Raw genomic sequence first — 23,412 nt, 5'->3', positions numbered from 1 at the left:
GGGCATATGCATTCGACAGGCACGCGCATTCGCGCGCTGCGTAATGCTGCCCTACTGATCCTAATCCGCCTCTGAGCGTGCCTTCCGGCGCGCCCGCTCAGAGGAGGCCGACGCGCGCCAAGGAAATTAGGATCAGAACAGAAGAGACCCCAAAATGACTGACAAAACACAACAGGACCGTGTGTTGATTTTTGACACCACCTTGCGCGATGGCGAACAAAGCCCCGGCGCCACGATGACCCATGCCGAAAAGCTGGAAATCGCCGGCCTGCTGGATGAAATGGGCGTCGATATCATCGAGGCCGGTTTTCCCATCGCGTCGGACGGCGATTTCAATGCCGTGTCCGAAATCGCACGAAACGCCAAAAACAGCGTTATCTGTGGCCTTGCCCGCGCCAATTTCGGCGATATTGATCGCTGCTGGGAGGCGGTGAAACACGCCAAGTTCCCGCGCATTCACACGTTTATCGGCACCTCTCCGCTGCACCGTGCCATTCCGAACCTGAATATGGATGAAATGGCCGACCGCATCCACGACACAGTCAGCCATGCGCGCAATCTGTGCGACAACGTGCAGTGGTCGCCCATGGATGCCACCCGCACCGAAGAGGATTACCTGTGCCGGGTTGTCGAGATCGCGATCAAGGCCGGTGCCACGACCATCAATATCCCCGATACGGTCGGCTATACCGCACCCATCGAATCCGCCGATCTGATCCGGATGCTGATCGAAAAGGTACCGGGCGCGGATGCGGTGGTGTTCGCCACCCACTGTCATAATGATCTGGGCATGGCGACAGCCAATTCGCTGGCCGCCGTCGAAGGCGGCGCGCGGCAGATTGAATGTACCATCAACGGTTTGGGCGAACGCGCCGGCAATACCGCGCTGGAAGAAGTCGTGATGGCGCTGAAAGTGCGCAATGATATCATGCCCTATCAAACCCGGATCGACGCCACGAAACTGATGAACATCAGCCGTCGGGTGGCGGCAGTGTCCGGTTTCCCGGTGCAGTTCAACAAGGCAATTGTAGGCAAGAACGCCTTTGCCCATGAAAGTGGCATCCATCAGGATGGCATGCTGAAGAACGCGGAAACCTTTGAAATCATGCGCCCCGAAGATGTGGGCCTGACCGAAACCAACATTGTGATGGGCAAACATTCCGGACGCGCCGCGTTGCGGTCCAAATTGAAGGATCTCGGGTTTCAACTGGGCGACAACCAGTTGAAAGACGTGTTCGTCCGGTTCAAGGAACTGGCAGATCGCAAGAAGGAAATCTACGATGACGACCTGATTGCCCTGATGCGTGTCGGCGATGACGCCGAAAACAACCGTTTGCAGATCAAGTCGCTGCGCGTGGTGTGCGGTACGGATGGTCCGCAAACTGCCGATCTGACAATGATCATTGATGGCGCCGAGCATAGCACAACCCAAACCGGCGACGGCCCCGTGGATGCATCTTTCAAGGCCGTCAAGGCGTTGGTCCCGCACGAAGCGCGCCTGCAACTTTATCAGGTGCACGCGGTCACCGAAGGTACCGACGCGCAAGCCACGGTGTCTGTCCGCATGGAAGAAGACGGGCGTATCGTGACCGGTCAGTCGGCGGATACCGACACCGTCGTGGCAAGCGCGCGCGCCTATGTCCACGCGCTGAACCGGCTGCTGGTGCGACGCGAAAAAACCGGGCCCGGTGCCGACAAACGGGAAATCAACTACAAGGACGTCGGGTAAGGCCGGCGCCACACCGGTAAGCGGCGCGGACTGCCCTGTGTATTTGGGCAACTTCGTGCCGTTGCCCTTGCAAACAACCCTTTCACCGGACAGGTGCGAGGCCTATACAGACATGGCCCCCCGGGCCTGACTCGGGGGTCCACAAGAAAAACAAGCAGGATGACAGGCGTATGTCGTGGTTGGGTAGAATGAGCGGTCTCTTTTCGTCGGATATGGCGATCGATCTGGGGACGGCAAACACACTGGTCTATGTCAAAGGCCGCGGCATCGTGCTGTCCGAACCTTCGGTTGTCGCGTACCACATCAAGGACGGCGTCAAGAAGGTGCTGGCCGTTGGCGAAGATGCCAAGCTGATGCTGGGCCGCACCCCCGGTTCGATCGAAGCGATCCGCCCGATGCGTGAAGGCGTGATTGCCGATTTCGACACCGCCGAAGAGATGATCAAGCATTTCATCCGCAAAGTGCACAAACGATCCACGTTTTCCAAGCCCAAGATCATCGTATGCGTCCCGCATGGCGCAACACCGGTGGAAAAACGCGCGATCCGTCAGTCTGTTCTAAGCGCAGGCGCCCGCCGCGCCGGATTGATTGCAGAACCCATCGCAGCCGCCATCGGGGCCGGCATGCCGATCACGGATCCGACGGGCAACATGGTCGTCGATATTGGCGGCGGCACCACCGAGGTTGCAGTGTTGAGCCTTGGAGACATTGTTTATGCCCGTTCTGTCCGCGTTGGCGGCGACCGTATGGACGAAGCGATTATTTCCTATCTGCGGCGCCAGCAGAACCTGCTGGTCGGGGAATCAACGGCGGAACGGATCAAAACCACAATCGGCACCGCACGTATGCCCGATGACGGGCGGGGCACATCCCTGCAAATCCGCGGCCGTGACCTGTTGAATGGCGTGCCCAAGGAAATCGAAATCAGTCAGGCACAGGTGGCCGAGGCACTGGCCGAACCGGTTCAGCAGATCTGCGAAGCGGTGATGACAGCGCTGGAAGCGACCCCGCCCGACCTTGCCGCCGATATCGTCGACCGCGGCGTCATGCTGACCGGTGGTGGCGCGCTGCTGGGGGATCTTGATCTTGCCCTGCGCGAACAGACAGGACTGGCCGTATCGATCGCCGACGAAAGCCTGAATTGCGTTGCATTGGGCACTGGCAAAGCGCTGGAATACGAAAAACAGCTGCGCCACGCGATTGACTACGACAGCTAACCCAACCACCCTTTGGCATCAAAGGGAACACATTGGCCAAAGACAGATCAAACGGCGAAGACTACACAGGTCCCCTGCGGCGATTGCTGATGGGGGTGTTGCTGTTGTGTCTGCTGGCCATTTTTCTGGTCTGGCGGATCGACAGCCCGCGGGTTGAACGGTTTCGCGCGCAGGTGACTGACGCGTTGGCACCCAATCTGGAGTGGGCGATGGCGCCGGTCACAGGCTTTGTCAATCTGATCCGGGATTTCCAAAGCTATCAGCGCCTTTCCGAACAGAACCGCGAATTGCGCAGTGAATTGCGCCAGATGCAGGCATGGAAGGAAGCGGCACTTCAGCTGGAGCAGGAAAACGCCCGCCTGCTGGACCTGAACAATGTGCGCCTTGATCCGCGGCTGACCTATATAACCGGGGTTGTTCTGGCCGACAGCGGATCGCCCTTTCGCCAATCTGTCTTGCTGAATGTTGGCGCGCGGGACGGGATCATGGATGGTTGGGCCACGATGGACGGTATCGGCCTTGTCGGGCGCATTTCCGGCGTCGGAAAAAACACGGCACGGGTCATTCTGCTGACTGATACGACCAGCCGCATTCCGGCAACGGTGCAACCCTCCGGTCAGGTGGCCATGATCTCGGGCGATAACACGGCGGCCCCGCCTGTGGAGTTTCTGGAAAACCCCGATCTGGTGCGGCCCGGTGACCGGGTCATTTCATCCGGTGATGGCGGTGTTTTTCCGGCCGGTTTGCTGATCGGACAGATCGCAGCCGATCCGGCAGGGCGCCTGCGCGTCCGGCTGGCTGCGGATTATGAGCGGTTGGAGTTTCTTCGGGTCCTGCGCCACCATGGCGCCGAGCCAATCGCAGACCCCAGCCAGATCGTGAAACCCGCGCAGGGTGGCGAAACCTCAGACATATCCGAGGCGCCGGATGGCTGAGTTGACGGTATCGCGGCTGTGGCTCATGCGTGCCGCCTTTGTGGCGCTGTGCATGTTCGTGATGTTCCTGCATCTGTTGCCACTAGACACAACGCCGCGCAATTGGGCAGGGCCAGATATCATCATGGCTCTGGCCTTTGCATGGGCATTGCGGCGGCCGGATTATGTACCGGCACTCAGCGTGGCACTGGTGATGCTGTTGGGTGATCTTCTGTTGCAGCGACCGCCCGGTCTGTTGGCATTGCTGGTTTTGTTGGGCACAGAAAACCTCAAAACACGCGCGCGCGCGCTGCGCGAGGCCCCGTTTCTGAGCGAATGGTCAGCCGTTGCGCTTGTGATGATTGCCATAGCCCTTGGAAACCGATTGGTGCTTAGTATTCTGGTCGTTCCACAAGCCGCCTTTTCGCTTAGTTTTTTGCAGATGGGTATGACTGTTCTGTGCTATCCTTTTGTCGTCGCCTTCACCCAGTTTGTCATGGGTGTGCGCAAAATTGCACCGGGCGATGTTGATCTGGTAAGACGTGGCGCATGAAGAAAACCAAACGCGATATCGACGGCAGCCACCGCTTGCTCAGTCGCCGCGCCCTGTTGCTGGGTGGCGTACAACTGGCATTTGCCGGCGCGCTTGCGTTCCGCATGCGTCATCTTCAGGTCGAACAGGCCGACCAGTTCCGCCTTTTGGCCGAAGAAAACCGCATCAACATCCGCCTGATCCCGCCAGAGCGTGGCGAAATCTATGATCGCAACGGGGCCGCGATCGCCAAGAATGTTCCCAGTTACCGGATCGTCATCGTGCGCGAAGATACTGGCGATGTGGACAAGGTTATCAGCAACCTGTCGCAGCTGATCGAACTAGACGACGATGAACTGAACCGTGCGATGGAAGAAATGCGGCGCAGCGCCCCGTTTCTGCCCATAACTGTTGCCGACAAGGTATCGTGGGAAGATGTCAGCAAGGTCGCCGTGAACGCCCCCGCCATGCCAGGCATTACACCCGAAGTCGGGCTAAGCCGCGTCTATCCGCGGGGATCGGATTTTGCCCATGTCGTAGGCTATGTCGGCGCGGTCAGCGATTATGATCTGGAACGGATCGAAGACCCCGACCAGTTGTTGCGCATTCCGCGATTCCAGATCGGCAAGGTCGGGCTTGAAGCCAAGCGCGAGGAAATATTGCGTGGCAAGGCAGGTGCCAAGCGGGTTGAAGTGAACGCCACCGGCCGCGTGATGCGCGAACTGGATCGCCGTGAAGGTCAGGCCGGGTCTGACATCCAATTGACGGTTGATCACAAGCTGCAAGCCTATTTGCAGGCGCGCCTGGTCGGCGAAGCCGCCAGCGCCGTAATTATGGATTGTGACGAAGGCGATCTTTATGCCATCGGATCGGCGCCGACTTTTGATCCGAACCTGTTTGTGCGCGGTATTTCATCAGCGGACTATTCCAGCCTTCTGAACAACAAATACCGCCCCCTGGCCAGCAAATCTGTTCAAGGCACCTATCCGCCCGGATCGACATTCAAAATGATCACCGCAATGGCAGCGCTGGAAGAAGGCCTGATTACACCGGATGAAACCGTGTATTGCCCCGGCCATCTGGACGTCGGCGGGCGCAAATTCCATTGCTGGAAGCGGGCGGGTCACGGGTTCATGAACCTGGAAGACTCTCTCAAGCAAAGTTGCGATGTGTATTATTACGATCTGGCACTGAAGGTGGGGATCGACAAGATTTCTGCTATGGCCAACCGGTTCGGCTTGGGCGTGCGCCACGATCTGCCAATGTCCGCCATAGCCGAAGGTCTGACACCCACGAAGCTTTGGAAGCTGCAAACCCACGATTCCGAATGGCGGATCGGGGACACCGCGAACTCTTCCATCGGACAGGGCTTTATGCTGGCATCTCCGCTGCAACTGGCGGTGATGTCTGCGCGGCTTGCCACAGGGCGTTCAGTTACACCGCGCCTGATCCGCACGATCGACGGCGTTGAAGAACCCAGCGGCGCGGGCGAACCGATGGGTATGAACGAAAACAATCTGCGCAAGATGCGCAAGGCCATGTTCGCCGTCAGCAATGATCGCAGGGGCACCGCCTATCGCAGCCGGATCATAGAAGATGCGTTCCGCATGGCCGGCAAGACCGGAACCAGCCAGGTCCGCAACATCACAGCCGCCGAACGGCGCAGTGGCGTGATCCGCAACGAAGACCTGCCATGGGAACGGCGCGACCACGCCCTGTTTGTCAGCTTTGCACCGATGGATCGTCCGAAATTTGCGGTTTCGGTGGTTGTTGAACACGGCGGCGGCGGCTCCAAGGCTGCGGCCCCCATTGCACGCGACCTGATGTTGCAAGCCCTTTACGGCGAAACGCCCCCGCTGACCGCCTATCCCGAAGGTGATCGCGCGCGGATCAAGGCCCAACAGGAACGACTGAAAGATATCCATCCGATTGCCGACATTGATGGCCGGGGCCGCGCATGAGCTATCTTGAACATTCCGTCAAATCCGTTCCTGCAGGCGTCCGCAAGATTCTGTATCTGAACTGGCCCCTGACCGTCTTGCTGATCGCCGTCGCAAGCATTGGCTTTCTTATGCTGTATTCCGTGGCGGGTGGGTCGTTCACGCCCTGGGCCGAACCGCAAATGAAACGGTTCGTTCTGGGCATGGTATTGATGATCTTTGTCGCCATGGTGCCGATCTGGTTCTGGCGAAACATGGCCGTGGTCGCCTATGGCGTCTCTGTGGCTTTGTTGATCATGGTCGAATTGTTTGGCACGGTGGGCATGGGGGCGCAACGCTGGATCGATCTTGGCTTCATGCGCCTGCAACCTTCGGAATTGATGAAAATCACGCTGGTGATGCTGTTGGCAGCTTATTACGACTGGTTGCCAAGTTTCCGCAAATCCCGCCCATTCTGGGTTCTGATCCCTGTGATCGTGATCCTGTTTCCTACGTTTCTTGTTTTGCGGCAACCGGATCTGGGAACCGCCATTCTGCTGTTGGCCGCTGGCGGTGGTCTGATGTTTGTCGCTGGCGTGCACTGGGCCTATTTCGCGGCTGTCGTTGCCAGCAGCATCGGGCTGATTACCGCGGTGTTCAAAAGCCGTGGCACAGACTGGCAGTTGCTGGCCAATTACCAATTCCGCAGGATTGATACCTTTATCGATCCGTCAACCGATCCGCTGGGCGCGGGCTATCATATCACGCAATCCAAGATCGCGCTTGGCTCGGGCGGCTGGACGGGGCGCGGCTTTATGCAGGGCACACAATCACGGCTGAACTTTCTGCCGGAAAAGCACACGGATTTCATCTTTACGACACTTGCCGAAGAATTCGGCTTTGTCGGAGGGATATCTTTGCTTGTGCTTTATCTGCTGATCATCGTGTTTTGCGTTTATACCGCCTTGTCGACAAAAGACCGGTTTTCCTCTTTGCTTACTCTGGGCATCGCGTTGAACTTCTTTCTGTTCTTTGCGGTCAACATGTCGATGGTCATGGGGCTGGCACCGGTTGTGGGCGTCCCGCTTCCGATGGTCAGCTATGGCGGGTCTGCCATGCTTGTCCTTATGATCGCCTTTGGCCTGGTTCAAAGCGCACATGTCCACCGCCCTCGATAATCCCCAAAAAGAAAGCCTTTCATGACTATCAATATCTTGTTTGCCGCCGCTGAAGAGCGTTGGGAAGATTACAAAGGGCCACTGACCCGCGAACTGGATGCGCGTGGGCTGGATTATGATCTGGGGCTCGCCTTTGCGCCAGAGGACGTTGATTACATCGTTTACGCCCCCAATAGCGCATTACAGGATTTCACCCCGTTCACCCGTACCAAGGCGGTTCTTAACCTTTGGGCCGGGGTCGAGGCGATTGTCGGCAACAAGACACTGACGCAACCGTTGACCCGGATGGTGGATCACGGCCTGACGCAAGGCATGACAGAATGGGTTGTCGGGCACAGCCTGCGGAATCATCTGGGAATGGACGCGCATATCCTGCAACAGGATGGCGTTTGGCGCCCCGGTGCCCCGCCTCTGGCACAGAACCGGCCTGTGACAGTTCTGGGTCTGGGCGCATTGGGCCTGTCGGCCGCGCATGCCTTGGACAATCTGGGGTTTCCAGTCACAGGGTGGAGCAGATCGCCAAAATCCGTACCCGGGATCACATGCCTGCACGGAAAGGATGGATTGCAAAAGGCGCTGTCAACAGCGCAAATCTGCATCCTGTTATTGCCGAATACGCCCGACACCGAAAACACGTTGAATACACAAACACTGGCCATGATGCCGCGCGGGGCGTTCATCATCAATCCGGGGCGCGGGCCGCTGATTGACGACACGGCACTGCTTGCCGCGCTGGACAGCGGCCAGATTGCACACGCCACGCTGGATGTGTTCCGGGTGGAACCGTTGCCCGCAGATCATCCCTACTGGGCGCACCCGTCTGTAACGGTCACGCCGCATATCGCCGCTGAAACCCGTGCGGAAACCTGTGCCGAAGTGGTGGCCGAAAACATCGCGCGCAGCGAAGCCGGCGAACCGCTGTTGCATCTGGTGGACCGCGATCTGGGATACTGACCCCGATCAGGCCGCCAGCCCGCGTCCCTTCAGCAACGCCTCGACGCCGGGCAAACGACCGCGGAACGCCTTGTAAAGCGCTTCGGCATCCTGTGAACCACCGGTCGACAGAATGTGGGTTTCAAGAGCCGCCGCACGAACCGGATCAAAGGCGTTTCCAGCCTCTTCAAAGGCCGCAAATGCATCCGCATCCATGACTTCGGACCACATGTAACTGTAATAGCCGCTGGAATACCCGTCGCTCGCAAAGACATGGGCAAAATGCGGTGTGGCGTGGCGCATTCCGATGGCGTGTGGCATGCCCAGATCTGCCAGAACATCGGCTTGACGCGCCATGGGGTCCGTGGGGGCCGCGCCGTTGTGAAACTCCAGATCAACCAGCGCCGATGCAACATATTCGACCGTGGCAAAGCCCATATCGAAATTTGCCGCCTTCAATACCTTGTCCAGAATATCCTGCGGCATCGGTATACCCGTTTCACAATGCGTCGCGAATTCTGACAGGACTTCGGGCACTTCCAGCCAGTGCTCGAAAAGCTGGCTGGGCAATTCAACGAAATCACGGGCCACGGATGTGCCCGAAACGCTTTCATAGGTCACATCAGACAGCATCTGGTGCAGCGCATGCCCGAATTCATGGAAAAGCGTGCGCGCGTCATCATATGACAACAAAGCCGGATCGCCCTTGGCAAAGTTGCAGACATTTATCACGATAGGGGTCTGTTCTTTCGGGTATTTCGCTTGTGCCCGCATTGCGGAACACCAGGCGCCAGACCGTTTTGACCCACGGGCGAAATAATCACCTATGAAAACCGCCAGATGTTGGCCGTTTCGCGTTACCTCCCACGCGCGGCAGTCTGGGTGATAAAGCGGGATATCCAGTGGCTTGAACGACAGGCCGAACAACCGGTTCGCGCAGGCAAAAGCGGCTTCTATCATGCGGTCCAGTTGCAGATAAGGTTTCAGCGCCGCCTCATCCAGATCATGTTCAGCTTTACGCCTTTTCTCCGCATAGTAACGCCAGTCCCACGGCTCCAGATCGCCGTTGAACCCGTCTTTGTGCATCATCTCGGTCAGAACGTCTGCGTCCGACAACGCCTGCGCTTTGGCCGGTTCCCATACAGCCATCAACAAATCGCGCACGGCCTGCGGGGTTTTGGCCATTTCGGTTTCAAGCTTGTAATCGGCAAAACTGTCATAGCCCAAAAGCTGCGCGCGTTCCTGCCGCAGCGCCAGTATTTCGGCGGCAATATCCCGGTTGTCTGTCGCGCCGCCATTTGCGCCGCGCTTTGACCACGCGATATAAGCGGTCTGACGCAAGTCTCGCCGGTCGGAGAATTGCAGAAACGGAACAATGACAGATCGCGACAACGTCACAACCGGCCCGCCTGCGTTCTTCTCCACTCCGGCGGAGCGCGCCGCTTTGATCGCAAAATCCGGCAAGCCATCCAGATCGTCCTCGGTCAATGGCAGCAGCCATTCGCGTTCGTCAGCCAGCAGGTTCTGGGTAAACTCGGTTCCCAATACGGCCAGCCGCGATTTGATCTTTTTCATGCGCGTTTCTTCGTCACCGTCCAGCGCAGCGCCGGCACGTACGAACCCGCGATGGGTCAACATAAGCACGCGGGCCTGTTCCGGCGTCAGGGCAAGACTGTCACGCTGCGCCCAAAGAGCAGCGACCCGCGAAAACAACGCCTTGTTGGAAGAAATCTCGGAAAAATGCGCTGCCAGTTTGGGTGAAAAATCACGTTGCAGGGTTTCGCGTAACGGATTGCTGTCGGCCCCTGCAACGGTAAAAAACACGGCAAGAACCTGATCCAGATCGTGGCCCGCCGCCTCCAGTGCTTCGATCGTATTGGTAAAGTCGGGTGCGTCCGGATTATGCGCGATCGCGTCTATCTCGGCGCGGTGCCGTTCCAAAGCGGTTTCAAGGGCCGGGGCGAAATCGCTGTCGGAAACCTCATCAAAGGGGGCGACTCCAAATGGCGTCGTCCACGGGCGCAAAAGCGGGTTCGTCATTTCATTCTCCTTTGTCCGGCAAGCTAGGCTTCGCACACAGCATGGTCCAGTGGTGGTTGGAAATTAGCTTGCCATCGCAACGCGAACACGCCGAAAGTACAATCATTCATCGGCAGAGGGCACCAGAATGGCAAAGCGCAACACATATACCGGCATCATGACCACGGCGATCCATGCCGGCGAAATGCCCGATCCGGCAACGAATGCTTCGGCGCCTCCGATCCATATGTCATCCACATTCGTAACGGACGAGCCGTCAGGGTTTTCCGCCCATGATCTGACCGATGACAGCCCCTATACCTACGCCCGCTGGGCCAATCCGACAGTAGATATGCTGGAACATAAGATCGCGGCACTTGAAGGGGCGCAAGCCTGCCTGTGCACGGCCTCGGGCATGGGGGCCGCATCGGCCATCCTGTTCACGTTCCTGAGTTCGGGCGATCATCTGGTCATATCGGATGTGTCTTACGCCGGCGTGGCCGAACTGGTGCGGACAACCCTGCCGCGCATGGGGGTCAAGGTAACTCCGGTCGATATGTCCGATCTTGACGCTGTCGCGCAAGCGATCCGGCCGGGCACAAAGCTGGTTTACACCGAAACGCCCGTGAACCCTATTGGCCGTTTGACAGATTTGGCGGCAGTGTCGCGTCTGGCCCATGACGCCGGGGCATTGGTCAGCTGCGATGCCACGTTTGCCTCGCCGATTGGCATGGACTGTATCCAGCTGGGTGTTGATTTGGTGATGCACTCAACCACCAAGTATATCGGCGGGCACGGTGATGCGGTGGGTGGCGCTGTTGCAGGACGCGCCGATCTGATTGCCCAGATGCGCATCGAAGCGGGCATACACCATGGTAACGTTCTGTCGCCTTTCAACGCATGGCTGATCGCGCGCGGCGCCGCCACCTTGCCGCTGCGCATGCGCGCCCATCAGGAAGGTGCTTCGGCGGTCGCGACCTGGCTTGAAGCGCAGCCCTCGGTCACCCGTGTGATCTACCCCGGACTGCCATCGCACCCGCAATATGAACTGGCCCAGCGGCAGATGAACAACACGTCTGGAATGATCTCGTTTCAGGTCGGAAGTGCCGAAACCGGCCTGTCGATCGCACAGGATATGATCGATAGATTAAACATAATTCACTATGCGGTTTCCCTTGGACACCACCGCAGTCTGATCTTTTGGATGGGCAGTGAAGGCATGATTGACACGTCCTTTCAGCTGAACGACCGTCAGGCTGCATCCTATCGCGATTGGGCGGGGGATGGCATTTTCCGCCTGTCTGTCGGGCTGGAGGACGCCAGCGATCTGATTGCGGATCTTGAACGTGTTTTGTGAGGGGGTGATTCAATTAAATGATTGAATTGATGAAACTTTCACAGCAAATCTGGCAACCTGAAACCAGCAGCCACAAGACAGGCGCAGCGTGTCACGGTCGCGCGGAAAGCGATCCGGTTGTCTGTTCAAAATTTGTGCACCATGCCCGCGGTCCGGCACTCGGCTACCATCTAAATCGCGAAAGTCACAAATGATCTGCTTGACGGCAACCCACCGATTGCGCGTAGAATATATTTAACGGTCGACCAACGGTTGACACATTCGGGGACGGACATTCGCATGATCGAAATTAACGCTGTTACGAAAGCGTATGGAACCGGCAAAAACCGTTTTTTGGCCCTGGACAACGTATCGGTTTCGATAAAGCAGAACGAGTTTTTTACCCTGCTCGGGCCTTCGGGATGCGGCAAAACCACATTGCTGCGCACCATCGCCGGTTTTGTCGACCCAACCAGCGGCACCGTTACAATGAACGGAAAGAACCTGCTGGATCTGCCACCGCACAAACGCCCTGTGAATACGGTTTTTCAAAGCTATGCCCTGTTCCCGCATTTGACAGTGGCGCAGAATATCGGGTTTAGTCTGGAAATGCTGGGCAAACCCAAGGCCGAGATCGACAAAACCGTCGACAAGATGCTGGCGCTTGTCCAGCTGGAAGCATTTGCAACGCGCAAGCCTCAACAACTGTCAGGGGGGCAGCAACAGCGTGTGGCTCTGGCGCGTGCACTGGCACCCGAACCGAAGGTGTTGTTGCTGGATGAACCGCTATCTGCGCTTGATTTGAAGCTGCGCAAGGAAATGCAACTGGAGCTTAAACGACTGCAGATCGAAACGGGCATCACGTTCATCTTCGTGACCCATGATCAGGAAGAAGCGCTGACCATGTCCGACCGGATTGCGGTTATGAAGTCTGGCACCATCCTTCAAATCGGATCGCCGCGCGCGATCTATAACCATCCGGTGGACCGGTTTGTCGCCGATTTCATCGGTGAAACCAATTTCCTGTCCGGCAGCATTGAAAATAGCCAGATCCGTCTATCGTCCGGGGAGCTTTTGGACGGTGAGATTGAGGGGCGCGCGGGCGCCGTGACCTTGGCGGTGCGCCCAGAGCAGGTGCGTATTGGGTCAGCGGGCGATAACGGTGGGCTTTTGGCTACCATCACCGACACCGTCTATTTCGGGACGGACACTCATTGCCACATGCTGTTGTCAGACCAGACAGAAATCGTGGCTCGATTGCAGAGCCCACCTTCCGGGGACATCGGCCTGACACGGGGAGAGAAAGTCAGGCTCAGGTTTGAACCCGGTGCGTTGCAGGTGCTGGAGTCGTGAGTAGCACTGCCGAAGCAACGGCTGATCGCAAAGCGCGGCGTGCATCGTGGCTTTTGTCGCTTCCAGCGCTGGTTGTCCTGTTATTTGCGGCTTCCGGGCCGCTGCTCATCATCGTTGTTTACTCGTTCCTCAGCCCGGGCAAATACGGCAACGTCGACTGGGTTTTCTCACTCGATGCCTGGGTTGGGATCCTCTATTCGCGCGATATCTTCGATGGCACCTACAAACTTGCAGATGCGCATCTAACGATTTTCTGGCGCTCGGTGAAATTGTCGCTTTATACGACCGCCTTTACTTTTGTCGTTGGGTTTCCGACCGCTTGGTTTATCGCGACCCGAAGTCAGAGAATGCGGGCCATCCTATTGTTTCTTATCACTATTCCGTTCTGGACCAACCTTTTGGTCCGCACGTTTGCTATCAATCAGATCATCAGAAACGAAGGCGTGTTTAACACACTGATGATCTGGATGGGCTTCATAGATGAACCGGTACAGATCATTTATACTGATTTCGCGGTCTTTCTCGGCATGACTTATGTTTATCTACCGCTCATGGTCTTGCCGCTTTATGCAACGATTGACCGGTTCGACATGGGTTTACTGGAAGCCGCGCATGATCTTTACGCGAGCCGTTGGCAGGTTCTGCGCACCATCGTGGTGCCCATCGTCAAGCCCGGCATCATAGCCGGATCGATCCTTGTCTTCATTCCGTCGCTTGGCGCGTATGTGACACCGCGCATTCTGGGCGGTGGCCGCAATATGATGATCGGGAATTTCATCGAACTGCAATTTGGTGCCGGCCGCAACTGGCCCCTAGGTGCTGCGCTTTCAGTGACTCTGCTGATCGCCTGTGCCGCTGCTCTTCTGATCTATGTTCGCTTCGCCAATCGAGAAAACGCCCATGGCTAACCGCTCGTTTTCAGTATCGCGACTGCCGGGGTTTGCGGCGATCGCCGTTTCGGTATTGGTTCTTCTTTACCTACCGATAATTCTGCTGGTCCTGTTCTCATTCAATGCTGGCCCTTCACCGGCTGTTTGGGAGGGGTTTTCGCTGCAATGGTACCCGCGTGCCTGGGCCAACGAGCAAGTCAAAGACGCCACAATAAGGTCGCTCATTATCGCATTTGCAGCGGCAATTATCTCGACATCTGTTGCTGTGTTGGCAGCCCTGGGTACGACACGTCGCAAACGATCGAGTGGTCAGACCTTTGTCTATCTGATGATAAACCAGCCGCTGATGGTGCCGGAGATCGTCACCGCAGTGGCTCTGCTGATTATGTTCGGTTTCATCAAGGTGGCCACCGGCTACCAGGGTTTGGGGTATCTGATTATAGCGCATTCCGCCTTTTGTATTCCCTTCGCCTATCTGCCGATCAGGGCGCGACTTGAAGGGATGGACAGCGAGCTGGAAACCGCCGCATCCGATCTTTATGCGACCTCGTGGCAGACGTTCCGGCATGTCACTTTGCCGATGCTGGCGCCTGCGATTGTTGCCGGCTTCATGTTAGCTTTCATCACCTCGCTGGATGACGTGATTATTTCTTTGTTTGTAAAATCAGCGGGTCAGGATACGCTTCCAACGTACATGCTGGGTCAGATTCGACGAAACTTTACTGTCGAGGTCAACGCGATCTCATCGCTGCTGCTAGGCCTCACGGTAATCATGCTAACGGGATTCTTCCTGCTGACCCGAAACAAAGACTGACGATCCAATAACAACAAATCCAACATGGAGAGAAATATGAAAAGAGTGATTTCTGCTGCCGCTGCGCTGCTGGCGAGTACGGTTCTTGCCAGCGCAGAGGGAGAATTGCAGTTATTCAACTGGGGGGACTACACAAACCCAGAACTGTTGGAAAAATTTGAAGCCGAGACAGGCATCAAGGTCACGGTTTCAGACTACGATAGTAACGACACGGCCCTATCCAAGGTGGAAGCAGGCGGCGGTGGCTATGACCTTGTGGTGCCTTCCGCGAATTACATTCAGATTTATGTCGAAAAAGGTCTGATCCAGCAGCTTGACGTCAGCAGATTGTCCAATCACGGCAATATCGAAGATCAGTGGCTGGACGTACCATGGGATCCGGGCAGAACCTACTCTATTCCGTGGCAGTGGGGATCGGTCGGTATTGCTGTGAATGCGGACACCTATTCGGGAGACATCAACACATCAGCAATGTTCCTGGACCCGCCCGAGGAACTAGTCGGCAAGATCAACGTCGCTCCGGAAATGAACGACGTCCTGTCGCTGGCCCTTATGTACGTAGGCGGCGAGCCTTGCACCGAAGATACCGAGGTTCTGAAAAAGGCTCGCGACGTGCTGATGGAAGCCAAGCCGAAATGGCAGTCGATGGATTATGGCGCGACATCGAAACTTGCTGCCAACGACATGCTGGCCTCGGTTTACTGGAACGGCGCCGTCTTCCGCGCCCGTCTGCAGAACGAAAAGGTCAAGTTCGGCTATCCCAAGGAAGGCTTTCCGCTTTGGATGGATTCCGTGGCACTTCTGTCTGACGCCAAGAACGTTGATGAAGCGTATCAGTTCCTGAATTTCATTATGGAACCCGAAAATGCCGGCCTGATCTCTGCTTTCGCGCGGTATGCCAACGGCATCAAAGGATCCGAAGAATTTATGCCCGCTGACATGGAGACCGCACCTGAAATTGTCATTCCTGACGAATTCAAAGCTGCTGGCAAGTTCCTACCGACATGCTCACCCAAAGCACTGGAATACTACACGGCGATTTGGACTGAATTGCGCAAGTAGAACAACGCAGCCACTGTTTTGCGCCGATGGTCGATATAGCCATCGGCGCATTACTTTTGATACTTGAGCAGCCTGATCTAACTGGACCGGTTTGATTGTTAGTGCATGACTGGTCGCGGGTCCATTGGCACGATGGTTTCCGGAGCCGGTGGCCGGTATCCCAAGGCGCTGTGGGGCCGCTTTGTGTTGCAGTGCTTGCGCCAGCCCTCAATGTCGATCTGTGCTTCTCTGAGCGAGTAAAAGAGCTCCCGGTTCAGCAGTTCGTCCCGGAACCGGGGGGCGTTGAAGCTCTCGACATAACCGTTCTCCCACGGGCTGCCCCGCTCGATAAAGGCGGTTTTCGCGCAGACCGCCTCGATCCAGGCCCGGACGTCCTTCGCAACGAACTCAGGCCCGTTGTCGCTGCGCACGAATGCGGGTGGGCCGCGCAATATGAACAGGTCTGTCAGCACATCGATAACATCTGTCGAGTTCAGTCTGCGCTTCAGCCGGATTGTCAGGCATTCCCGGCTGAACTCGTCGAGGATGTTCAAAGTCCGGAACGCCTTGCCATCATCGGTGCGGCAATTGACAAAGTCATAGCTCCAGACGTGATTACGATACTCAGGCTTGAGCCGGATACATGACCCGTCATTTAGCCAAAGTCGACGCATGTCCCACATCAAGAGTGGACTGAACCAAGCAACGTTCCTCGTAGTAGGAATGAGCACCAATTTCGAGCAATAGGACAAAGGCTCGTACGAAGCGAAGTGACGGTGACAAGCCCGCAGCTGTGTGGCACAAAGACGAAATAAACAACGGCTCGGTTGCCACAGACTGGAGTGCGTCCGAAAACGGCCGGGTTAAGTCGCAGAATGCATCGCGAAGCCGTTGAAAATGATTGCGTAGAGTGAGGTATGCAGGAGAAAGCGGCCATTCTAGCGGATGACACAAATGTGGATAATGCCAAAATCTTCATGAACTTTATCATGGCCTACGAAAACACGGCGATGCTGTCTGCGTTTGCCCGTTATGCCAACGGCATCAAAGGATCCGAAGAATTTATGCCGGAAGACATGAAAATAGCCCCAGAAATTGTGGTTCCTGCGGAACTTTTAGGGGCAAACTACGTTGCCAAGACATGCTCGCCCGCGGCACAAAAATTGTACACTGCGATCTGGACAGAGCTTTAAAAATCAGCACGTAGTGGCGCTACCCCCCGGTGTGTCCCGGGGGACAGCGTTTTTCATTTCAACATCGGATACTTGCCATGGCTACATCCCCCGATATCATCATTCTGAACGGCAAACTGATCACGTTCGATCCCGACCAGCCAAAGGCACAAGCCTTGGCGATTACCGGCAGTCTGATATCCGCCGTTGGCGAAAACGATGATATAAAAGCACTTGCCGGGGAAAATTCCAAAATGATCGACGCCAAGGGCGGGACCGTTCTGCCCGGATTTATTGACAGCCATGTGCACCTGTTTGGCGGCTCGTTCGAACTGTCCTGTCTTGATCTTTACGAGGTCGAAGGGCTGGACGCGATGAAGGCCGCAATCCGCCCCTATGCCGATGCGAACCCTGATGAGAAGATCGTGTTCTGCATTCAGGCCGATTACGACATTCTGGGGCTGGGCCGTACCCTGACACGCCACGATCTGGATCAGATCATCGCAGATCGTCCATTGGCAATGTTTGCCCCGGATCATCACACGATCTGGGCCAATACTGCCGCACTGAAGGCAACCGGGTTGTTGGAAGGCGGCAAGGTTGATGCCGGATCGGAAATCGTGATGGGGAATGACGGATTGGCTAGCGGTGAACTGCTGGAACCGGGGGCCTATGCGCCCATCCTTGGGCTGACCCGCCATGGCGGGCGCGAAATGCTGGGTCTTGTCACGGGCGCCGATCCGGTGCCCCCTGCCACCAAAGCCGACCGCGAATTGGACAAGGACGTGATCGAACAGGGTCTGAAACACTGCGCCGCGCAAGGCATCACCACACTGCACAACATGGATGGAAACCGTTATCAGCTTGAACTTCTGACCGAGCTTGAGGCCGAAGGCCGACTGCACGCCCGCGTTGAAATCCCGTTTCACCTGAAAGGCACCGATCCGGTATCGCGCCTGTCCGAAGCGGCCAAGATGCGCGATGATTTTCAAGGCGACAAAGTCTGGTGCAACCGCGTGAAAATGTTCATTGATGGTGTTGTGGAAAGCGGCACGGCGTTGATGCTGCAACCCTACCCCGGATCCGACGACAACACAGGCGACGAGGTATTCACCCAAGAGCATTTCGTGGCATCCTGTGTCGAGGCGGATCGTCTGGGCATGCAGATTTCAGTGCATGCGATCGGGGATGCCGGCGTGCGGCGCACCATTGATGCCTATCAGGCCGCGCAACAAGCCAACGGAAAACGCGACAGCCGCCACCGGATCGAACATCTGGAAGTGATGCACCCCGATGACATCCCGCGACTGGCGGAACTGGATGTCGTTGCGTCCATTCAACCGGCCCATGCGCCGATTGGCCATTTCTTTCCGCCGACAGGTGTGGGCAAGCATCTTCATGACCATCAGATTCCCAGCGCCTACGCATGGCAGGACATCCGCAACACTGGCGCAAAAGTCATTTTCTCAACCGACTGGCCGGTGATCCCCGTTGATGTCATGCCCAATATCAAGGCCGCGATTGCGCCACTTGATCTGGGTGCGCCATGGCGCGATCAGACGCAGTCTTTGAACGACACCCTTGCCAGCTACACGCGCGACAATGCGTGGGTTGAATTCAACGAAGATCGCAAGGGCCAGTTAAAGGCCGGAATGATGGCGGATATTGCCATTATGAGTCACGATCTTGAGGCACTTGCCCCGGCCGACATCACCGATGCGTCGGCCATCATGACAATCTGCGACGGAAAAGTCACCTACACGGCGTGATCGCAAAACCAGCAAGGGTCAGGTCTGATCGGCTTTATCTTTGCGCCCGCAGACCGGGCAATCGCTGCGCGGTTTCAACGTAATCTGCCGGGTTTCGCCGTAAAGACCGTCATAGATCATCATGCGCCCGCGCAAAACTTCGCCGGCCCCGGTGATCAGCTTGACGGCTTCCAGCGCCATCATCGAACCGACCACGCCCGGCAACGGCCCTATTACCCCGGCTTCGGCGCAGGACGGTGCAAGCTCGGCTGCGGGGGCCGCATCAAAAATACAGCGATAACAGGGCGCACCCCGCGCCGGATCGAATACGCTGACCTGACCTTCCCATTGCGACAACGCACCTGATACCAGCGGCTTGCCCAACGCCACAGCCGTTTCATTCACAAGATAGCGCGTTGCAAAATTATCTGTGCCATCCAGGATCAGATCATAATCACCGAACAGATCAGCGGATATTTCCTCAGTCAGCCTGCGGTGGTAGGGACGCACCGTGACAAACGGGTTTTGCGCCAACATGGCGCGTTCGGCAGAAAACACCTTGGGCAGATCAATGTCAGCATCGCGGTGGATGACCTGACGTTGCAGGTTGGCGTTATCAACGACATCATCGTCGATCACCCCGATCGTCCCCACACCGGCTGCCGCCAGATATTGCAACACAGGGGCCCCCAGACCACCTGCGCCGATTACAAGAACCTTGGCCTCCTTCAGCTTTTTCTGGCCGGGTCCACCCACTTCGCGCAATACGATGTGACGGGCATATCTGTTCAGTTCCGTTTCGGAAAAAAGCTCTGGTTTTGTCGGGGTTGCAACCGGCGTACTTGCTTTGCTTCGCAACCAGTTCAAACCTTTTTTATACATCAGGACCAGCACGACAAATCCGGCCAGAATGACCCACAAAGCGGGCGATTCACCGGTCGCCTGACGCAACGGATGCCCAAAAGGCAGCACAAGCTGCACCACCAGAACAACGCTGAACAGCACAAGCAGCAAACCCAGCCGTGTGCGCCGGTCCACCCCCATGAATGCGCCGACACCCCAGATCACAACGCCAAGAAATAGGACCAGCAGCATCAGTTGCGCCCGGTCGATCCGAAACCACCCGCGCCACGGGCCGTTTCATCAAGGGTTTCGACAACATCAAATTGCGCCTGCAGAACCGGCGCCACCACCATCTGCGCAATCCTGTCGCCATGGTGGATCGTCACATCGCCGTCGCCCATGTTCATCATGATCACACCCAGCGGACCGCGATAATCGCTGTCTATGGTTCCCGGGCTGTTTGGCAGGGTGATGCCGTGCTTCAGCGCCAATCCAGAGCGCGGGCGGATCTGAACCTCGAATCCGTCGGGAATGGCCAGCCGCAATCCGGTTGGCACCAGACGGCGATCCCCCGGCTTCAGTGTAATGCCATTGCGCTGATCCGGCGGAAAATTCGCACGCAGATCGGCACCGGCGGCACCGGTTGTTTCGTACGCAGGCAGCAAGACATTTCGATCAGCTGCGTCGTCCCACATCACTTTAATCGCAACCATGCCAATGCCCCACCCGGTTTTTCGCCCCATTCATTTTCATGATCACAGGGCCGGGCCCAGCGCTTTTGCAATACGATCCGCCAACTGTTTTGCTACATCATGTTTCGTCATTCTGGGCCAGTCTTCCGCGCCATCCCCGGTGATCAGAACCACGGCGTTTTCTGCGCCGCCCATAATGCCGGTTTCAGGGCTGACGTCATTGGCAACGATCCAGTCACATCCCTTGCGCTTGCGTTTGGCTGTCGCGTTGGCGGCAACATCGTCCGTTTCAGCCGCGAAGCCGACAACCAGCTTGGGCCGTCCCTTTTTCATCTGCGCAACACCCGCCAGAATATCAGGATTTTCCTTCAGTTTCAGATCGGGCAACGCGCCTTTTGATTTCTTCAGCTTGCTTTGACTGGCGGTGGCAACCCGCCAATCCGCAACTGCTGCGGCAAACACAGCCGCATCAACAGGCAAAGCTGCATCAACGGCGTCTTGCATGTCGGCCGCGCTTTCAACCCTGATCACCTGAACGCCTTCGGGCGGAGGCACATCAGCGGGGCCGGTTACAAAAACCACCTCGGCACCAAGTGCGGCAAGCGCACGACCGATTGCAGCGCCCTGCGCTCCGGACGAGCGGTTGGCGATATAGCGCACCGGATCGATAGGTTCATGTGTGGGGCCGGAAGTTACCAGAATACGGCGCCCCTTTAACGGACCGTCACCCAAGGCCGCTTCAACCGCCGCCACGATCTCAAGCGGCTCTGCCATTCGGCCCGGTCCGAATTCTCCGCAAGCCATGTCGCCGTCATTAGGACCGACAAACCCGATACCATCCTTTTTTAAGGTGGTGATATTGCGTTGGGTCGCAGCATGCTGCCACATCCGCACATTCATGGCCGGGGCCAGCAGAACGGGCGTGTCGGTTGCCATCAAAAGGGTCGATGCCAGATCGTTGGCCAGACCGCCTGCCATCTTGCCCATCAGATCGGCCGTGGCCGGGGCCACAACCACCAGATCGGCACTGCGCGACAACTGGATATGGCCCATTTCCGCTTCGGTTGTCAGATCGAACAGATCGGTATGAACAGTTTCGCCCGCCAGCGCCGACACCGAAAGCGGCGTCACGAATTCAGCGCCTGCGCGGGTCAGAACGGGTGTCACGGATGCGCCGCGCTCTTTCAATCTCCGGATCAGGTCCAGTGATTTATAGGCTGCAATTCCGCCGCCGATTATCAGCAATATGCGCTTTGATGCCAGCATGATGGGCCCTTTTTCTGCTTGGGCCAGCATATGACCCACATCCCAATTCTGCCAGAGCTATTGCAACCCTACCGAAAGGCATCGCACGGGTCCGGGCGTGATACCGGATCGGATGTCAGCATCATGTCAAATCCGCCATCCGGGGTCTGGCCCGTTTCAGCCTGACCGACGCTGATGACAGATACACCCGGATCGGCAAGTGCAACGAACGCGGGCGCCCCCCAATCCTTGCGCGCGTGGCCGTTACCGGTGATCACAACGACCGGACCTCCGGTTTGGCGCAAAGCGTCCAGCGCGACCTTGGCAATGGTTGCGTCACGCAACCGCTGCATTTCGACCATCGCCGGCAACATGTCTTCGGGAAGCGCATCGCAATGCGCCGCCATTTGCAAAGCCTCGCGTTCGGCCTGCTGCGCCTGCGCCAGTGGTTTGGTCAAACCGAACTGTTCGGCCTGCGCGCCGAATGCGTCTGCGACGCCTGTTTCCATTGCTACGCGCGCCGCATCGCGCGGCACGCCGGCACCAAATACAAACGCATCGCCGGTAGCCTTGAAAATCGGATAGTACATTGAAAAATCGGGCCAGCCCGAATCTTCCCAGCCTAATGCGCTGGCAAGTTCATCCTGGTCCGCACCACGCCATTCAGGCACGGCAGCGGCCTGTTGCGATGTCAGCATTTCGAATACGACAGCCGCAGGTTCCAGATTTTCAATCAGGCGCGCCTGTTCGGCATGATGCGCCGGATTATCATGGATTTCGCCTAGAAAAACGATATCGGCAGCCGAAAAATCGCCCGCCCAAACGGCAAACGCGCCCGAAAAGAGCGCGCCGCATATCAAAATTCTGGCTGTGATCCTCATGCGAGGAACTGATGCACCTCACGCGACTGGCTTTCAAGGTTTTTGCGCATCTTCGCAAATGCCGCCGCCTCAAGCTGACGCACACGTTCTTTGGACAAGCCCAGTTCATTTCCAAGGCTTTCAAGCGTCCGCGCATCATCGCGCAATTTACGCTCGCGCACGATAAAGCGTTCGCGTTCATTCAGGGCATTCATTGCAGCCAGCAGCCATTCGCGCAGCTTGTCGGTGTCATGATTGTGCTCGACCACTTCGGCGGCCTGCGCGCTGTCATCTTCAAGCGCGTCGATCCACTCGCGCCCCTCGTCTTCGGTTGATTGCGTCGCATTCAGCGAAAAATCAGAACCTGACAGACGGCCCTCCATCATTTCAACATCATGCAGGGGCACACCGATCTCTGTAGAAATCATCTGGCGCAACTGGTGCCGATCCAGTTCCTGTCCTGCCGCCGCCGCTTCGCGTTCAAGTCGGGCCTGCACCCGGCGCAGATTGAAAAACAGCGATTTCTGGCTTGAGGTCGATCCCGTGCGCACCATCGACCAGTTGCGCATCACGTGATCCTGAATGCTGGCCTTGATCCACCACACCGCGTAGGTCGAAAACCGCACACCCCGGTCAGGATCAAACTTGTCCGCGGCCTTCATCAAACCCAGACCTGCCTCCTGGATCAGATCGTTCATGGGCGCGCCATAGCGTTTGAATTTGGACGCCATGGAAATGGCCAGACGCATGTAGGCCGTTATCAGACGGTGCAGCGCGGCTTCGTCGCGCTGGTCGCGCCATGCGTATGCCAGTTGCAGTTCTGTTTCCGCGTCCAGCAGTTCGGCCTTCATGGCCTTCCGCGACATTGACATATCCCGTGCAGTATCAAGTGCCATGTCTCATCCCCCTGATGAATGGTGGCGCGATGCACGCGCCTTGTGTTGCGCTTTTAAACTTTGTACGCCGATGACACTTAT

At 57.1% G+C, this 23,412-nt stretch carries 20 protein-coding genes and 1 pseudogene; 14 read left to right on the top strand and 7 right to left on the bottom strand.

All coding sequences use genetic code 11. The annotated features are described in order from the left end of the window. Positions 1–154 precede the first annotated feature (154 nt). The 7 genes from OLX72_RS09535 (at position 155) to OLX72_RS09505 (ending at position 8,443) form a co-directional block, all read left to right on the top strand. The gene (locus OLX72_RS09535) at positions 155–1,729 is read left to right on the top strand and encodes a 2-isopropylmalate synthase (RefSeq protein WP_433990343.1); all 1,575 of its coding nucleotides are present in this window, start codon (positions 155–157) and stop codon (positions 1,727–1,729) included. Between the two features lie 188 nt (positions 1,730–1,917). Further along, positions 1,918–2,946 (top strand): rod shape-determining protein, encoded by a 1,029-nt coding sequence (locus tag OLX72_RS09530; RefSeq protein WP_205388988.1) that lies wholly within the window; start codon positions 1,918–1,920, stop codon positions 2,944–2,946. Between the two features lie 32 nt (positions 2,947–2,978). Next, positions 2,979–3,881, top strand: a complete 903-nt coding sequence (gene mreC, locus OLX72_RS09525) for a rod shape-determining protein MreC (protein WP_433990342.1) — start codon at positions 2,979–2,981, stop codon at positions 3,879–3,881. Continuing rightward, complete coding sequence (locus tag OLX72_RS09520) at positions 3,874–4,413, top strand: rod shape-determining protein MreD (protein ID WP_114871407.1); 540 nt, start codon at positions 3,874–3,876, stop codon at positions 4,411–4,413. Before mreC ends, OLX72_RS09520 begins: the two co-directional genes overlap by 8 nt. Then, positions 4,410–6,353, top strand: a complete 1,944-nt coding sequence (gene mrdA, locus OLX72_RS09515; RefSeq protein WP_433990341.1) for a penicillin-binding protein 2 — start codon at positions 4,410–4,412, stop codon at positions 6,351–6,353. The genes OLX72_RS09520 and mrdA overlap by 4 nt, the downstream gene beginning before the upstream one ends. Beyond that, positions 6,350–7,489, top strand: coding sequence for a rod shape-determining protein RodA (gene rodA / locus OLX72_RS09510; RefSeq protein WP_114871409.1), 1,140 nt, complete (start codon positions 6,350–6,352; stop codon positions 7,487–7,489). The genes mrdA and rodA overlap by 4 nt, the downstream gene beginning before the upstream one ends. Before the next feature lie 21 nt (positions 7,490–7,510). After that, positions 7,511–8,443: a 2-hydroxyacid dehydrogenase gene (locus OLX72_RS09505; RefSeq protein ID WP_114871410.1), complete on the top strand. Its 933-nt coding sequence runs from the start codon at positions 7,511–7,513 to the stop codon at positions 8,441–8,443. A 6-nt stretch (positions 8,444–8,449) separates the two neighbouring features. On the opposite strand, the gene OLX72_RS09500 is transcribed toward OLX72_RS09505, so the two are convergent. Then, entirely contained in the window at positions 8,450–10,462 is a 2,013-nt protein-coding gene (locus tag OLX72_RS09500; RefSeq protein ID WP_114871411.1) for a M3 family metallopeptidase, read from the bottom strand. Positions 10,463–10,589: 127 nt separating this feature from the next. Between OLX72_RS09500 and OLX72_RS09495 the strand changes: the two genes are divergently transcribed. The 5 genes from OLX72_RS09495 to OLX72_RS09475 all read left to right on the top strand — a co-directional run bounded on the left by OLX72_RS09495 (position 10,590) and on the right by OLX72_RS09475 (position 15,896). Further along, positions 10,590–11,798: a trans-sulfuration enzyme family protein gene (locus OLX72_RS09495; RefSeq protein ID WP_433990340.1), complete on the top strand. Its 1,209-nt coding sequence runs from the start codon at positions 10,590–10,592 to the stop codon at positions 11,796–11,798. Positions 11,799–12,077: 279 nt separating this feature from the next. After that, positions 12,078–13,130, top strand: a complete 1,053-nt coding sequence (locus tag OLX72_RS09490; RefSeq protein ID WP_433990339.1) for an ABC transporter ATP-binding protein — start codon at positions 12,078–12,080, stop codon at positions 13,128–13,130. Then, positions 13,127–14,038: an ABC transporter permease gene (locus OLX72_RS09485; RefSeq protein WP_433990338.1), complete on the top strand. Its 912-nt coding sequence runs from the start codon at positions 13,127–13,129 to the stop codon at positions 14,036–14,038. Before OLX72_RS09490 ends, OLX72_RS09485 begins: the two co-directional genes overlap by 4 nt. Beyond that, on the top strand, positions 14,031–14,834 hold the full coding sequence (locus OLX72_RS09480) for an ABC transporter permease (protein WP_433990337.1): 804 nt from the start codon (positions 14,031–14,033) through the stop codon (positions 14,832–14,834). Before OLX72_RS09485 ends, OLX72_RS09480 begins: the two co-directional genes overlap by 8 nt. Positions 14,835–14,870: 36 nt before the next feature. Next, entirely contained in the window at positions 14,871–15,896 is a 1,026-nt protein-coding gene (locus OLX72_RS09475; protein WP_433990336.1) for an extracellular solute-binding protein, read from the top strand. Positions 15,897–15,994: 98 nt separating this feature from the next. On the opposite strand, the pseudogene OLX72_RS09470 reads toward OLX72_RS09475, so the two are convergent. Then, a pseudogene (locus tag OLX72_RS09470) lies at positions 15,995–16,543 on the bottom strand (integrase core domain-containing protein); the annotation flags it as partial. Between the two features lie 249 nt (positions 16,544–16,792). On the opposite strand from OLX72_RS09470, the gene OLX72_RS09465 reads away from it, so the two are divergent. Both OLX72_RS09465 and OLX72_RS09460 read left to right on the top strand, forming a co-directional pair. Next, entirely contained in the window at positions 16,793–17,068 is a 276-nt protein-coding gene (locus OLX72_RS09465) for a hypothetical protein (protein ID WP_433990335.1), read from the top strand. A 77-nt stretch (positions 17,069–17,145) separates the two neighbouring features. Next, positions 17,146–18,816, top strand: coding sequence for an amidohydrolase (locus tag OLX72_RS09460; protein WP_433990334.1), 1,671 nt, complete (start codon positions 17,146–17,148; stop codon positions 18,814–18,816). Positions 18,817–18,834: 18 nt separating this feature from the next. On the opposite strand, the gene OLX72_RS09455 is transcribed toward OLX72_RS09460, so the two are convergent. The 5 genes from OLX72_RS09455 to OLX72_RS09435 all read right to left on the bottom strand — a co-directional run bounded on the left by OLX72_RS09455 (position 18,835) and on the right by OLX72_RS09435 (position 23,331). Next, positions 18,835–19,890: a HesA/MoeB/ThiF family protein gene (locus OLX72_RS09455; protein ID WP_433990333.1), complete on the bottom strand. Its 1,056-nt coding sequence runs from the start codon at positions 19,888–19,890 to the stop codon at positions 18,835–18,837. Further along, the gene (dut, locus tag OLX72_RS09450) at positions 19,890–20,351 is read right to left on the bottom strand and encodes a dUTP diphosphatase (protein ID WP_433990332.1); all 462 of its coding nucleotides are present in this window, start codon (positions 20,349–20,351) and stop codon (positions 19,890–19,892) included. The genes OLX72_RS09455 and dut overlap by 1 nt, the downstream gene beginning before the upstream one ends. A gap of 42 nt (positions 20,352–20,393) precedes the next feature. Continuing rightward, positions 20,394–21,596 (bottom strand): bifunctional phosphopantothenoylcysteine decarboxylase/phosphopantothenate--cysteine ligase CoaBC, encoded by a 1,203-nt coding sequence (coaBC, locus tag OLX72_RS09445; RefSeq protein WP_433990331.1) that lies wholly within the window; start codon positions 21,594–21,596, stop codon positions 20,394–20,396. 68 nt (positions 21,597–21,664) lie between these two features. After that, a complete protein-coding gene (locus OLX72_RS09440) occupies positions 21,665–22,456 on the bottom strand; it encodes a ChaN family lipoprotein (protein WP_114871420.1) in 792 nt (263 codons plus the stop codon). Next, on the bottom strand, positions 22,453–23,331 hold the full coding sequence (locus tag OLX72_RS09435; protein ID WP_114871421.1) for an RNA polymerase factor sigma-32: 879 nt from the start codon (positions 23,329–23,331) through the stop codon (positions 22,453–22,455). The genes OLX72_RS09440 and OLX72_RS09435 overlap by 4 nt, the downstream gene beginning before the upstream one ends. Positions 23,332–23,412 lie beyond the last annotated feature (81 nt).

Source organism: Sulfitobacter sp. TBRI5, from assembly GCF_051013555.1.
Taxonomy (GTDB): Bacteria; Pseudomonadota; Alphaproteobacteria; order Rhodobacterales; family Rhodobacteraceae; genus JL08.
This window is presented reverse-complemented; position numbering and strand designations above follow the sequence as displayed.